Annotated in this window: 9 protein-coding genes; 5 read left to right on the forward strand and 4 right to left on the reverse strand. The window is 75.6% G+C overall.

What is annotated here, in order from left to right; translation table 11 throughout:
- Positions 1 to 128: 128 nt before the first annotated feature.
- On the reverse strand, positions 129 to 1,310 hold the full coding sequence (locus tag ACZ3IG_RS31530; RefSeq protein ID WP_467436352.1) for a S8 family serine peptidase: 1,182 nt from the start codon (positions 1,308 to 1,310) through the stop codon (positions 129 to 131).
- A gap of 41 nt (positions 1,311 to 1,351) precedes the next feature.
- Positions 1,352 to 4,687, reverse strand: coding sequence for a right-handed parallel beta-helix repeat-containing protein (locus tag ACZ3IG_RS31535; RefSeq protein WP_467436354.1), 3,336 nt, complete (start codon positions 4,685 to 4,687; stop codon positions 1,352 to 1,354).
- Positions 4,688 to 4,969: 282 nt separating this feature from the next.
- On the opposite strand from ACZ3IG_RS31535, the gene ACZ3IG_RS31540 reads away from it, so the two are divergent.
- The 3 genes from ACZ3IG_RS31540 to ACZ3IG_RS31550 all read left to right on the forward strand — a co-directional run bounded on the left by ACZ3IG_RS31540 (position 4,970) and on the right by ACZ3IG_RS31550 (position 10,363).
- On the forward strand, positions 4,970 to 5,989 hold the full coding sequence (locus ACZ3IG_RS31540; RefSeq protein ID WP_467436355.1) for a hypothetical protein: 1,020 nt from the start codon (positions 4,970 to 4,972) through the stop codon (positions 5,987 to 5,989).
- Between the two features lie 223 nt (positions 5,990 to 6,212).
- Complete coding sequence (locus ACZ3IG_RS31545; RefSeq protein ID WP_467436356.1) at positions 6,213 to 7,376, forward strand: exonuclease SbcCD subunit D; 1,164 nt, start codon at positions 6,213 to 6,215, stop codon at positions 7,374 to 7,376.
- Entirely contained in the window at positions 7,373 to 10,363 is a 2,991-nt protein-coding gene (locus ACZ3IG_RS31550) for an AAA family ATPase (protein ID WP_467436358.1), read from the forward strand. Before ACZ3IG_RS31545 ends, ACZ3IG_RS31550 begins: the two co-directional genes overlap by 4 nt.
- Before the next feature lie 12 nt (positions 10,364 to 10,375).
- Here ACZ3IG_RS31550 and ACZ3IG_RS31555 read toward each other — a convergent pair whose 3' ends face one another.
- Complete coding sequence (locus ACZ3IG_RS31555; RefSeq protein WP_467436359.1) at positions 10,376 to 10,822, reverse strand: Lrp/AsnC family transcriptional regulator; 447 nt, start codon at positions 10,820 to 10,822, stop codon at positions 10,376 to 10,378.
- 121 nt (positions 10,823 to 10,943) lie between these two features.
- On the opposite strand from ACZ3IG_RS31555, the gene ACZ3IG_RS31560 reads away from it, so the two are divergent.
- Both ACZ3IG_RS31560 and ACZ3IG_RS31565 read left to right on the forward strand, forming a co-directional pair.
- The gene (locus ACZ3IG_RS31560; RefSeq protein ID WP_467436361.1) at positions 10,944 to 11,414 is read left to right on the forward strand and encodes a rhodanese-like domain-containing protein; all 471 of its coding nucleotides are present in this window, start codon (positions 10,944 to 10,946) and stop codon (positions 11,412 to 11,414) included.
- 21 nt (positions 11,415 to 11,435) lie between these two features.
- Complete coding sequence (locus tag ACZ3IG_RS31565) at positions 11,436 to 11,960, forward strand: immunity 21 family protein (RefSeq protein WP_467436362.1); 525 nt, start codon at positions 11,436 to 11,438, stop codon at positions 11,958 to 11,960.
- Positions 11,961 to 12,237: 277 nt separating this feature from the next.
- On the opposite strand, the gene ACZ3IG_RS31570 is transcribed toward ACZ3IG_RS31565, so the two are convergent.
- A complete protein-coding gene (locus ACZ3IG_RS31570) occupies positions 12,238 to 13,926 on the reverse strand; it encodes a DUF885 domain-containing protein (protein WP_467436363.1) in 1,689 nt (562 codons plus the stop codon).
- Positions 13,927 to 13,991 lie beyond the last annotated feature (65 nt).

The following is a 13,991-nucleotide window of genomic DNA, read 5'->3' on the forward strand; positions in this document are numbered from 1 at the left end:
GGCCGTTCAGGCCGAGGCGGGGCCCGGGGGCGCAGTTCCCGGGGACGGGACGGGACGGGCAGGGGCGTCGGGGGCGAGGAAGGACGCGGCGTCCTCCCGCCCTTCCGGCGTCCTCCCCCCGGCGTCGTTCAGCCGCCCGTTGGACGCCAGCCGTTGCGCCGCCCCCGGGGGATGATCAGCGCCAGCCAGACCACCGCGAGCACCACGGCGAGGCCCGCCGCCGCCGGCCACAGGGCCCGGCGGAACGGGCCGGCGGCCTTGTCCTGCGGCATGCTCACCGACGCGGCCCCGTGCTCCGGGACGGCGGCCGCGGCGGCGGAGGACGACGGCAGGACCGAGGTGACGGCGGCGTACGGGTCGACGCGGGGCACCTCGGCCGGATAGGCGGTGGACCGCAGCAGGCTCGCGGTCTGCGCGGCCGACAGCTCCGGGTGGACGGAGCGCACCAGCGCCGCCGCGCCCGCCACGAACCCGGCGGCCAGCGAGGCACCCGAGCCGATGTAGTGCCCGTCCTTCGCGGGGCCGATGCCGACGACGCCGTCCCCGGGCGCGGCGAGCTGCGCGCTGCCGGTGGTGTACGAGCCGACCGGCCGGTCGCCGTTCTTGTCCACGTCCAGGACGGACAGCACACCGTCCGAGGCGGCCGGGTAGAAGTCCCGGGCGGGCGGAGCCTCGGCGACGCCGCCGGTCGGCACGTCCGGCACGGCGGCGGCCACCAGCAGTACGTCCTTCTGCTCGGCGGCCTCGACCGCCGACCGCAGCGCGGCCGTGTCACCGGCGAACGCCGCCGACACGGTCACCACCTTCGCGCCGCCCTCGACGGCGGCCTTGATGCCCTCGGCGACCCGGTCGGGCGTGACGGCGCCGCGCTCGTCGCTGCCGCGCACCGCGAGGACGCGCGACTGCCGGGCCACGCCCGCGAACTTCACGCCCTTCTCCAACTGGGCGGCGATCAGACCGGCGACGAAGGTGCCGTGCCCGACACAGTCGGTCCCGGCCTCACCGACCGCGGTGACCCGGCCCTTCAGCGCGGGCGCGGAGGTGGAGACGCCGGTGTCGACCACGCCGACGGTCACCCCGTCGCCCGAGGCGAACTGCCAGGCGCGGCCGAGCTGGAGGCCGACCTGCTCCCACGGCACGGCGGTGGCCTGCCGGTCCGAGCCCTCGGTGCAGGGGGCACCGGCGGCCAGCTCCGCCTTCAGCACCGGCAGTTCCACCGTGTCGCCGCCGGCCGCCGCCGCGCTCCCGGCACCGGCGCCGCACACCCCGGCCGCCAGCAGCAGCGCCAGGGCGCCGGCGGCAGGCCGCACCGCCCACGTCGTCCGCGTCGTCCGCGTCGCGCGCACCGCCGTCACGCCCCCGCCGTCCGGCCGGCGGCCGGCGCCGGATCGACGAGGTCCTCCGGGAGCAGCAGCCGCAGGTCGTCGAGGCTGGGCGCGGCCACCCGGCTGAGCCGGCCCGCCTGCCGGGTCATCATCCGCTCCAGCACCTGGCGGGCCGTGCGCGCGTTGCCGAACGACCGGTCGCGCGGCAGCGTGTCGAAGTACTGCCGCAGCACCGGACCCAGCCCCGTCCCGCACTCGTAACCCGCCTGCACCGCGTGCTGGCGGACGATGGTGACCAGCTCGTCGGAGGAGTAGTCGGCGAACTCGATCTTCCGTGAGAACCGCGAGGTCAGACCCGGGTTGGAGGCCAGGAACCGCTGCATCTCGGCGGTGTAGCCGGCCACGATGACGACCACCTCGTCGCGGTGGTCCTCCATCAGCTTCAGCAGCGTGTCCACGGCCTCCCGGCCGAAGTCCGCGCCGGACCCCTCGCGCGGGGTGAGGGTGTACGCCTCGTCGATGAAGAGGACACCGCCCAGCGCCCGCTGGAAGACCTCCGTGGTGAGCTGCGCGGTGTGGCCCACGTAGCGGCCGACCATGTCGGCGCGGGAGACCTCGACGAGCTGACCGCGGGGCAGCACGCCCAAGGAGACGAGGAGTTCGCCGTAGAGGCGGGCCACGGTGGTCTTGCCGGTGCCGGGCGGGCCGGTGAAGACGAGATGGTGGCTGAGGCGCGGCACCGGGAGCCCGGCGGCCTCGCGCTGCCGGGCGGTGGAGACCAGGTTGACCAGGTCGGTGACGTCCCGCTTGACCGCCGAGAGCCCGACCAGGGCGTCCAGGCGGCTCAGCGCGTCGTCGCCGGCGTCGAGGCCGTCCGGACCGGCCTCGGCCTCACGGGCGGCCTCCTCGCTGATGTCCTGCGGCAGCAGCAGCGTGAGATCCTCCTCGGTGACCTGGCTCAGCGCGGCCAGCCGCACCGCCTGCCGGTCCACCATCTCCTCGAACACCTGCCGCGCCGCGCGGCCGTTGCCGAACCCGGCGTCCTTCGGTATCCGCTCGAAGTGCACCGACAGCGCCTTGCGCGTCTCGTCGTTCAGCACGTACTGATGGCGCCCGCACATGCTCTCCACGATCTCCACCAGTTCGGGCACCGAGTAGTTCTCGAACTCGACGGTGCGGGAGAAACGGGACGCCAGACCCGGGTTGGAACCCAGGAAGCTGCGCATCTCGCCGGAGTAGCCGGCCGCCACGACCACCACGTCGTCGCGGTGGTCCTCCATCAGCTTCAGCAGGGTGTCCACGGCCTCCCGGCCGAAGTCGGCGCCGGAGCCGCGGGAGTCGGCGGTCAGGGTGTAGGCCTCGTCGATGAACAGGACGCCGCCCAGGGCCCGTTCGAAGGTCTCGGTGGTCTTGATGGCGGTACCGCCGATGACCTGGGCGACCAGGTCGGCGCGGGAGACCTCGACCAGGTGCCCGGAGCGCAACGCCCCCAGCTCGGCGAGGATCGTTCCGTAGAGGCGGGCCACGGTGGTCTTGCCGGTGCCGGGCGGACCGGCGAAGACCAGGTGCCGGCTCATCGGCGGCGCGGACATGCCGAGCTGGGCGCGGCGCCGGGCGAGCTGGGTCAGGTTGACCAGGGTACGGACCTGTTCCTTGACGTGTCCCAGGCCGATCAGGCCCTCCAGCGCCGCCATCGGTCCGTCCGGCCGCCCGGGGCCGTCCGACTCCGGGACGGTGCCCGCCGGGTCGGTGCCCTCGGCCTCGCCGTACCCCCAGGCGTCGCGGGACTCGTTGCCGGTGCTGGTGAGGTTCTCCACCGCCAGCCGGCCGTCCGCCTTGGACTGCACGAGCCCGCCGCCCTTGTTCTCCCGCACCGTGCAGCCGACCACCGACACCGGCTCGTCGGTCTCCACCCGGATGCCGTCCCGGCCGTTGCCGTTGGCCTCGCACCCGTTGAGGTTGGCCCGGCCGCCGTCGCGGACCAGGAAGCCGTGGTCGGTGGCGGCGGCGGCCCGCACCCGGGTCGCCGTCAGCTCGCCGCCGCCGTCCACGACCACGCCGCAGCCGCCCGCCGAGACCAGCTCGCCGTCGCGCAGCGCCGCCGTGCCCTCGCCGCCGATCTCCAGGCCGGCCCCGCCGGGCGCGTTCACGGTCAGGCCCGCCAGGTAGACGTTGCCGCCCGTGGTGACCGCCGCGCCGGCGCCGCCCGGAGTCTCCACCGCGCAGTCCTCGACGCGGCCCCGGCCGCCGTCGGTCACCGCGACGCCGGTGCCGCCCGCGCCGGTGACGCGGGCCCGGCGCACCAGCGGATTGGCGCCGCCCTTGACGACCACGCCGGTGCCCTTGACGTCGACGATCTCCAGGCGGTCCAGTTCGGCCGCCGAGTCCTCCTCCAGCAGGACGCCCTCCGCCTCGCCGTCCCGGACGGTCAGCGAGGTCAGCGTCGGCGAGGAGGAGCCGGCCACGCGCAGCGCCGCGGTGCGGGCGCCGGTGAGCCAGCAGTCCTCGTACGTGCCGCGGGAACGGTCGGTGACGAAGAGGCCGTGGCCGGCCGTGCGGGAGGTGCGGCAGCGGCGCAGCACCGGGTCGGCGCCGTGCGAGACGATGATGCCCTGGGCGGTGGTGCCGTTGATCCGCACGTCGTCCATCTCGACGCGGGCGGCACTGGTCAGGTGGGCGCCGACCGCGGTGTCGTGGATGACGGTCCGCAGCACGCGCACCGCGCTGCGCTCCTCCAGGGCGAGGGAGGGCTTGTCGGTGGAGGACAGGTCGCAGTCCTCGACGGACACCTGGGCGTCGCCGTTGGCGAGGATGCCGTTGCCGCGCGCGTCGCGCACCGTGCAGCCGCGCACCGTCGCCCGGCCGCGCTCGCCGACCACCACACCGCTGGTGCCGAGGTGCTCGAAGGTGCAGGACTCCAGCGAACTCTCGGTGGCGGAGGTGACGACGACCCCGGCGCCGGTCCGGCTGGAGACCCGGCACTCCCGCATGGCGAGCGACCCCGAGCCCCGCGCGAGCACGGTCGCCCAGGAGGTACCGGAGAGATCGCAGCCCTGCATGGCGACCTGCCCGTGCGAGGCGTCCACCGCCGGCACGTCCTGGTCCTGCCCCTGTACCACCAGGTCGGTCAGCATCACCGCGTCGACGCGCAGCGATATCGCCGTCCCCGTGCGCGGGGCCAGCCGGACGCTGCCGCGCGACTGTTCGGCGACGATGGTCACCCGGGTGGTGACGACGAGGTTCTCCTCGTACGTTCCCGGACGGACGCTCAGCACCGCGCCGCCGCGCGCCCTGGCCAGGGCCTCGGAGATCGTCCGGGCGTCCCCGGTGCCCTCCGGGCAGACCGTCAGTACCTGGCGCACTCCGCTGACCTCCTCGTTTCGGCACCCATAGGTGGCGGCCGGACCCATCATGCCTTCCTCTCACCGGCGATCCCACCCCGGTCCGGTGGGCAATACGCCGGGGCCAGAGGGAGACATGGTGCGGCAGGGGTGCCGTACCCCCGGATTATGGGGCGTTCCGCAACGTCCGTACCAGCGTGAGGGCTTGCCGGGGCAGATAGTTAACGCGGGTGGAATGACGTGTCCCTTGTGAGTGTGCGTGAATGAGGCCGATCACAGGGACCAGCGACGACCGTGGGACGGATGGGACGGATGACGGACCGGACCGAATCAGCGACGAGCGCGGCGGCGGCAGCGGCGGCGGCCGCGGAGGAGAAGACGGCGCCGGCACCCCTGGCGGAGTCACCCGCCGGTGCCGCGGAGCCCGCCGCCGCACCGGAGGCCGTGAGCGGCGGCGGCACGGAACCGGCCCGCACGGAGGCCGCCGCGGCGCCCGCGCCGGCCACTGAGGCGGAGCCGGCCACCGAGGCCGTGGCGGCTTCGGCACCGCAGGACCCGGCCCCCGGCGAGGGAGCCGCGGCGCCCGCGGGCCGCCCTGGCCGTCCCCTGCTGGCGGGCGCCGCCCTGCTGGGCGCGGCGCTGGTGGCCGTGCCGGTCCTGCTGATGAACCGCGACGGCACACCGCAGCGGCCCGGGACGACCGTCGCCGAGGAGGCGGGCACCGTGCTGGGCGGCGCGGAGCGGTCCGAGGACGGCGCGGGGGCGTACGCGTCGTCGAGCGCGTCCCCGTCGAAGCCGGCCGAACCGAAGGAGCCCGCGACGCGGAAGGCGGCGGTGAAGGAGCAGGCCCCGGTGGTGGCGGCCCCGCCCGCCGCCCCTTCCCCCTCCGCGTCGGCGACGAAGAAGCCGGCCGCGACGAAGAAGGCCACCCCCGAGGCGACCAAGAAGACGACCAAGAAGGCGACGAAGAAGGCGAAGCAGCCGTCCCTCCCGGCCGACATCACGGTCACGGCGACCCGGGTGCTGCGGGCCGGCGAGTCCATCGAGGCGAACAAGACGCGGCTGCGCATGCAGACCGACGGCAACCTCGTGGTCTACGACGAGAACAACAAGGCCCGCTGGGCCACGATGACCTTCGGCGACAACTACCAGGCGGTCTTCCAGGCGGACGGCAACCTGGTCGTCTACACCGCCGACAGCCGCCCGGTCTGGGCGAGCAAGACCCAGGGCCACAGCGGCGCGGTCCTGCGCCTCCAGGCCGACGGCAACCTGGTCATCTACTCGGGCGGGGCACCGCTCTGGGCGTCGAAGACCCAGCACTGAGCGCTGACGAGCGCTGTCGGGCGTGGTCGGTCCCCGCGAGGTCCGTGGTGATCGAGGTGTCGGCAGGCATTAGCGTGGTGGGCGCCGGTGCGGGACTCCCGTGCCGGCTCATGCTGATTCCGGGTCGTTCTCACCAGAAACACGGACATACGAGAAACACGACACACGCGAGAAGCACGAGAGATACGAGAAACGCGAGAAACGCGCTGATCAGGGTCGATTCATGAGATTGCTGCACACGTCCGACTGGCACCTGGGCCGGGCGTTCCACCGGGTGAACATGCTCGGCGCCCAGGCCGCCTTCATCGGTCACCTCGTCGACACCGTGCGTGAGCACGCCGTGGACGCCGTGGTCGTGTCGGGAGACGTGTACGACCGGGCGGTGCCGCCACTCGCCGCGGTCGAGCTGTTCGACGACGCCCTGCACCGCCTCGCCGCCCTCGGCGTCCCCACGGTGATGATCTCCGGCAACCACGACTCCGCCCGGCGCCTGGGCGTGGGCGCGGGGCTGATCGGCCGGGCCGGTGTCCACCTGCGGACCGACCCGGCCGCGTGCGGTACGCCGGTACTGCTGGCGGACGCCGCCGGGCCGGTGGCCTTCTACGGGCTGCCCTACCTCGAACCGGCCCTGGTGAAGGACGAGTTCGGGGTGGAGCGGGCCGGGCACGAGGCCGTGCTCGCCGCCGCCATGGACCGGGTCCGCGCCGATCTCGCGAGCCGGCCGCCCGGCACCCGGTCCGTCGTCCTCGCGCACGCCTTCGTCACCGGCGGCCGGCCCAGCGACAGCGAACGGGACATCACCGTCGGCGGCGTCGCCGCCGTGCCCGCCGGGGTCTTCGACGGCGTCGACTACGTGGCCCTCGGCCACCTGCACGGCTGCCAGACCCTCACCGAACGGGTCCGCTACTCCGGCTCCCCGCTGCCGTACTCCTTCTCGGAGGCGACGCACCGCAAGAGCATGTGGCTGATCGACCTGGCCGCCGACGGGACAATCGGCGCCGAGCGGCTCGACTGCCCGGTACCGCGTCCGCTGGCCCGGCTGCGCGGCACCCTGGAGGAGCTGCTCGCCGACCCGGGACTGACCGAGCACGAGGAGGCGTGGGTGGAGGCCACGCTCACCGACCCGGTCCGGCCCGCCGACCCCATGGCCCGGCTCACCGAGCGCTTCCCGCACACCCTCACCCTCGTCTTCGACCCCGAACGGCCGCCGGACGACCCCGACGTCTCCTACGCGCGGCGGCTGGCCGGGCGCGACGACCAGGAGGTCGCCGAGGACTTCGTCGCCCATGTGCGCGGCGCCGGACCCGACGCCCGGGAACGGGCCGTCCTGCGCGACGCGTTCGACGCCGTCCGCGCGGACGCGACCGCGGGGGAGGGGGCGCGGTGAGGCTGCACCGGCTGGACATCACCGCGTTCGGTCCCTTCGGCACCGTACAGAACGTCGACTTCGACGCGCTGTCCGCGGCCGGACTGTTCCTGCTGCACGGACCCACCGGCGCCGGCAAGACCTCCGTCCTGGACGCCGTGTGCTACGCCCTGTACGGCTCGGTCCCCGGCGCCCGGCAGAGCGGCCAGGGCATGGGCCTGCGCAGCGACCACGCCGACCCCGGCACCCGTACCGAGGTCCGCCTCGACCTCACCGTCGCCGGCCGCCGCCTGGAGATCACCCGGCAGCCGCCCTGGGAGCGGCCCAAGAAGCGCGGCGCCGGGACCACCGTCGACAAGGCGCAGACCTGGCTGCGGGAGTACGACCCGGCGGCCGGGACCTGGAAGGACCTCAGCCGTTCCCACCAGGAGACCGGCGAGGAGATCACCCAGCTGCTCGGCATGAGCCGGGAGCAGTTCTGCCAGGTCGTGCTGTTGCCCCAGGGCGACTTCGCGCGCTTCCTGCGCGCCGACGCCGAGGCGCGCGGCAAGCTGCTCGGCCGCCTCTTCGACACCCAGCGGTTCGCCGAGGTCGAGAAGCGCCTGGCCGACCGGCGCCGCACCACCGAGGCCCGGGTGCGCGACGGGGACAGCGCGCTGCTCGCCGACGCGCACCGCATGCAGCAGGCCGCCGGCGACGCCCTGGAGCTGCCCGAGGCGGCACCGGGGGAGCCGGGTCTCGCCGAGGCCGTCCTCGGCGCCGCCGCCGTCGCCCGCGCCACCGCCCGGGAACAGCTGGCCGTCGCCCGCTGCCGCCTCACCGCCGCCGAGTCCGCCCAGGCCGCCGCCGCACGGGACCTGGCCGACGTACGCGAACGCGACCGGCTGCAGCGCCGGTTCGCCGAGGCGCGGGCGCGGGCGGCGCGGCTGGCCGAGCGGGACGACGCGCACCGCGCGGCGCGGGCCCGGATGGAGCGGGCCCGCAAGGCGGAGACGGTGGCCCCCGCCCTGGGGCTGCGGGACGCCGCCGACGCCGAGCACCGGCGGGCGCGGCAGGCCGAGGCACGCGCGCGTGCCCTGCTGCCGGACACCCACACCGAGTCCGGCGCGGCCGGGCTGGCCGCCGCCGCCCGCCGCGCCGCCGAGGAACTGGGCCGGCTGGAGTCGGCCCGCCGCGCCGAGCAGCGGCTGCACTCCCTCGCCGCGGAACGCGCGGAGCTGGACCGCGACGAGCGCGCCGACGACGACCTCCTCGCGGAGGCGGAGAGCTGGCTCGCGGGCTGGGACGACACCCGCGAGACACTCCGGACCGCCGTAGAGACCGCCCAGGAGGCCGCCGCCCGCGCCGAACAGCTCGCCGAGCGGCGCGAACCCGCCCGGCGCCGGCTGCGCGCCGCCCGGCAGCGCGACCGGTTCGCCTGCGAGACCGACGACGCCCGGCGCGCTGCCCTCGCCTCGGCCGAACGCGCCGCCGGGGCCCGTGCCCACTGGCTCGACCTGAAGGAACAGCGCCTCGACGGCATCGCCGCCGAACTCGCCGCCCACCTCACCGACGGCGCACCCTGCGCCGTCTGCGGGGCCACCGAGCACCCCGCGCCCGCCCGCAAGGACGCCGGACACGTCGACCGGGCCGCCGAGGAGCGCGCCCTCGCCGCCCACCAGCGGGCCGAGGAGGAGCGCGCCGAGGCCGAGCGGCGCCTGGGCGCCGTACGGGAAGCGCTCGCCGCCGCCACCGCCGAGGCGGGCGACGCCCCCACCGAGCGGCTGGCCGAGGAGGCCGACACGATCGAACGGGAGTACGCGCGGGCCCGGGCCGCCGCCTCCGCGCTGCACGCCGCGCGGGAGCGACTGCGCCACGCGGAGGGGGAACGCGAGCAGCGGATCACCGCGCAGCGCGAGGCCGCCGTCCGCGGCGCCGCCCGCGTCGGCCGCCGGGAGCGCCTGGAGCGCGAACGGGCGGTACTGGAGGAGGAGGTGGCCCAGGTCCGCGGCACCGCCGACAGCGTGGCCGCGCGCGCCGCCCACTGGGAGCGGCAGGCCGCCCTCCTCACCGACGCCGCCGACGCCGCCCGGGACGCCGAGGACTCGGCGCAGCGGCTGAAGGACGCCGACGCGCGCCTCGCCGACGCGGCCTTCCGCGCCGGGTTCGACACCCCGGCCGCCGCGGCCGGCGCCCTGCTGGACGACGCCGCCCACCGGGAACTGCAACGGCGGCTCGACGCCTGGCAGTCCGAGGAGGCCGCCGTACGGGCGGTGCTCGCCGAGGAGGACACGGCCGCCGCCGCGCACCTGCCGCCCGCCGACGTCACGGCGGCCGAGGCGGCGGCGGAGGCGGCGGCCCGGCGGCTGCGGGAGGCGGCCTCCGCGCGGGACGCCGCCGCCCGGCGCTGCGCCGAACTCGACCGGCTCTCCGCTCGGGCCACCGACGCCGCCCGCCGGCTGGCCCCGCTGCGCGAGGAGTACGAGCGGGTCGCCCGGCTCTCCGCCCTGACCGCGGGCACCTCCGCGGACAACGGACGCCGGATGCGCCTGGAGGCGTACGTCCTGGCGGCCCGCCTGGAGCAGGTCGCCGCCGCCGCGACCGTACGGCTGCGGCGCATGTCCTCCGGGCGCTACACCCTCGTCCACTCCGACGACCGCGCCGGGCGCGGACGCAGCGGCCTCGGACTGCACGTCGTCGACGCCTGGACCGGCCGGGAGCGGGACACGGCGACGCTGTCGGGCGGCGAGACCTTCTTCGCCTCCCTCGCCCTCGCCCTCGGCCTCGCCGACGTCGTCAGCGACGAGACCGGCGGGGCCCGCCTCGACACCCTCTTCATCGACGAGGGCTTCGGCAGCCTCGACGACCAGACCCTCGACGAGGTCCTGGACGTGCTGGACTCGCTGCGCGAACGGGACCGCAGCGTCGGCATCGTCAGCCATGTCGCCGACCTCAGACGGCGCGTCCACGCCCAGCTGGAGGTCGTCAAGGGGCGGACGGGGTCCGTACTGCGGCAGCGGGACGGCTGACGGGCGGCGCGGTCAGCGGCCCACCGGGCGGCGGGGCAGGGGCGAGGAGTAGACGACGCTGGTCGTGACCGAGCCGAGCGCGCCGATCCGCCCGGACACCTCCTCCAGGTGCCGCATCGAACGGGCGGCGACCTTGATGACGAAGCAGTCGTCGCCCGTGACGTGGTGCGCCTCCAGGATCTCGGGGGTGGCGGCGACCAGGTCGTGGAACGGCTTGTAGTTCCCGTGCGGGTAGCGCAGCCGGACGAAGGCCAGGATCGGCAGCCCCAGCCGTTCGGGGTCGACGACGGCCGCGTACCCCCGGATGACACCCGCCTCCTCCATGCGGCGCACCCGCTCGGTCACCGCGCTCGCGGACATGGACACGGCACGGGCCAGCTCGGCGAAACCGGTCCGGCCCTCCCGCTGGAGGACATCGAGGATGCGCCAGTCGGTGGCGTCCGGGGAATACACGGTCATCCCGGAGAAATAGCAGGGGATTCCCCGGCCGGGCAAGCCGGACGCCGGGGATCATGCCTTCTGGGCGCGGCTCGGCGCCCGTAGATTTCCGGCCAGGAACCCATCGGAAAGAGGCCGGACCATGACCGTCACCCCCGCCGTCCCGCGGACAGCCCCCGCCCCGCCCGCCGAGGCCGCCGCCTACTTCCGCGCGCGCCTCGCCTTCCACACCGACGTGGCCGACGTGGGCGCCGCGCTCGCGGCCGGCGGGGATCCGGGGTTCGTCGTCGTGGACTCCCGGTCCACCGCCGCCTGGGACCAGGGCCACGTACCGGGCGCCGTCCACCTGCCGACCGCGCTGGTCCCCGGCCGGGCCGCCCGGCTCCTCGACCGGGACGTACCGGTGGTCACCTACTGCTGGGGCCCCGGCTGCGACGGCGCCACCCGCTCCGCCCTCGCCCTCGCCGAACTCGGCTACCGGGTCAAGGAGATGCTCGGCGGCTTCGAGTACTGGGTGCGGGAGGGCCTCGCGTACGAGACCTGGCGGGGCACCGAACGCCGCGCCGCGGACGGCCTGACCGTTCCCACCGACGCGGCGGACTGCGGCTGTTGAGGGACGTGTAGGTTCTGCCGCATGGTGCGATACGCGGAGCCGGGCACGGCGGGGACGGTGGACTGGGTCGAGTCGGGCGGCGGACCGCTCATAGCGGTGCCGGAGACGGTCCTGCCGTTCTGGGCCGGCGCCGACGGCGAGGAGACCGCCTCCGACTACGACCGGGCCTGCGAGGTCGACGGACAGGCCGGGCTCCTCCCGGTCGGTGACGCGGCGGCGCTGGTCCTCGGCGACGAACCCGCCGCGACCGCGTTCCTGCCCGAGCACGGCACCTTCGTCCGCTGGTGCGCGGGCGACGACGAACGCGAACTCCTGGCGAGCGTGCCCGCCGCGCTCCGCACCGCCGAGTGGGGACCGGAGACGGTCTGGCGGGTCCCCGGCCCGGTGGTGCTGTTCGACGCGGCCTGGCCGGGCGGCGCCTGCGAGGGCACCGACCACGTCCGCATCCCCCTGGAACCCGGCCGCTACGGCGTCCGCACGGCCCACACCCAGCCCGGCCCGGAGACCTGGCTCGGGCTGGTGCGGCTGCGCCCGCTGACGGACTGACCGGATCACCGGCACGGCGACCCGCGAGCCGGCCGGTGTGCCGGCCCGGCCGTCGGGCCGGCGCCGGCCACGCGGCGGCACGGCGGCCCGGCGCGCACGAGGCGGTGGTGCCGTGCGGCACCGCCGCCTGCCGCACGGCACCGCCGCTGCCGCACGGCACCACCGCCTGTCGTACGGCACCACCGCTGCCGCACGACACCGCCGCGCCCCGGGACGCGGACCGCGGCGGTCACCGGGCCGGCCGTCGGCCCGGAGGGCGGTTCCCGGCGCCGCGGCCCTACAGCCCGGCCAGTTCGTCCACCAGGTCGTCCAGGCCCAGCGAGCCCTGCGACAGCGCGGCCATGTGCCACGCCTTCAGGTCGAAGGCGTCGCCGTGCCGCTCGCGCGCCTTCTCCCGGCCCAGCAGCCAGGCCCGTTCCCCGAGCTTGTAACCGATCGCCTGGCCCGGGATCGACAGATACCGGGTCAGCTCGCTCTCCACGTAGTCCGCGGGCCGGCTGCTGTGCGCCCCGAAGAACTCCTGCGCCAGCTCCGGCGTCCACCGCTCACCCGGGTGGAACGGCGAGTCCGCGGGGATCTCCAGCTCCAGGTGCATGCCGATGTCGACGATGACCCGGGCCGCCCGCATCATCTGCGCGTCCAGGTACCCGAGGCGCGTCTCGGCGTCGGTGAGGAAGCCCAGTTCGTCCATCAGCCGCTCCGCGTACAGCGCCCAGCCCTCGGCGTTGGCGCTGACCATGCCCACCGACGCCTGGTAGCGGGAGAGGTCGCCCGCCACGTGCGCCCACTGCGCGAGCTGGAGATGGTGACCGGGAACGCCCTCGTGGTACCAGGTGGAGACCAGGTCGTACACCGGGAAGCGGGTCTGTCCCATCGTCGGCAGCCAGGTGCGGCCCGGCCGGGAGAAGTCCAGCGACGGCTCGGTGTAGTACGGCGCCGCCGCGCTGCCCGGCGGGGCGATGCACGACTCCACCTTCCGGACCCGCTCGGCGAGTTCGAAGTGCGTGCCGTCCAGCGACTCGATCGCCTGGTCCATCAGGTCCTGCAGCCAGTCGCGGACCTCGTCGACGCCCTCGATGTGCCGGCCGTGCTCGTCGAGGTGGGCCAGCGCCACCCACGGTGTGGCGGCGCCCGGCAGGATCTTCCCCGCCTCCCGCCGCATCTCGCCCAGCAGCCGGTGGTACTCGGCCCAGCCGTACGCGTACGCCTCGTCCAGGTCCAGGTCGGTGCCGTTGTAGTAGCGCGCCCAGCGGGCGTAGCGCTCGCGGCCCACCGTGTCCGGGGCGCCCTCGATCCCCGGCGCGTACACGTCACGCATCCAGTCCCGCAGCTCCACCACGGCCGCGGTCGCGCCCCGGGCCGCCTCGTCCAGCTCCGCCCGCAGCGCCTCGGGCCCGGCGGACGCGAAGTCCTCGAACCAGCCCCGGCCCGCACCGGTGTCCGCCCACTCGCCGAGCTGCCCGACGAAGGTGGCGGTCGGCCGCGGCGCCGCGAACAGCTTGCGCTCCAGGCCCAGGGCGAGGGACGCGCGGTAGCCGGCCAGTGCCCGGGGAACCGCGCGCAGCCGCTCGGCGATCCGCGCCCAGTCCTCCTCCGTGTCGGCGGGCGTGACGGTGAACACCTCCCGCACGCTGTGCGCGGACGTACCCAAGTTGCCGACCGCGCGCAGCCCCTCGTCGGCCTCGTGCACGGCCAGTTCGGCCGTCAGCCGCTCGCGCAGCAGCCGCGCGCAGCGACGCTCCACGTCACTGTCGCCGCCGGGCCGCCGCTCCGCCTCGTCGAGCCGGGCGAGCGTGGCCCGCGCCAGTTCGGCGAGGGCCTCCTGACCGGCGGGCGAGAGATCGGGCAGGCGGCCGGCGCTCTCCGGTACGCCCAGATACGTACCGGTGACCGGGTCGAGGGCGATGAGCTCGTCGACGTAGGCGTCGGCGACCTCGCGGGGCAGCGGGCTCTTGGTCTCTGACATGCGGACATCCTCGTACGGATGCCGGTGCCGCGTCAGCCCGACAGAGGAGGCCGGGCCGCCGCCGG

The sequence above is a fragment of the Streptomyces sp. NPDC016677 genome (assembly GCF_055562815.1).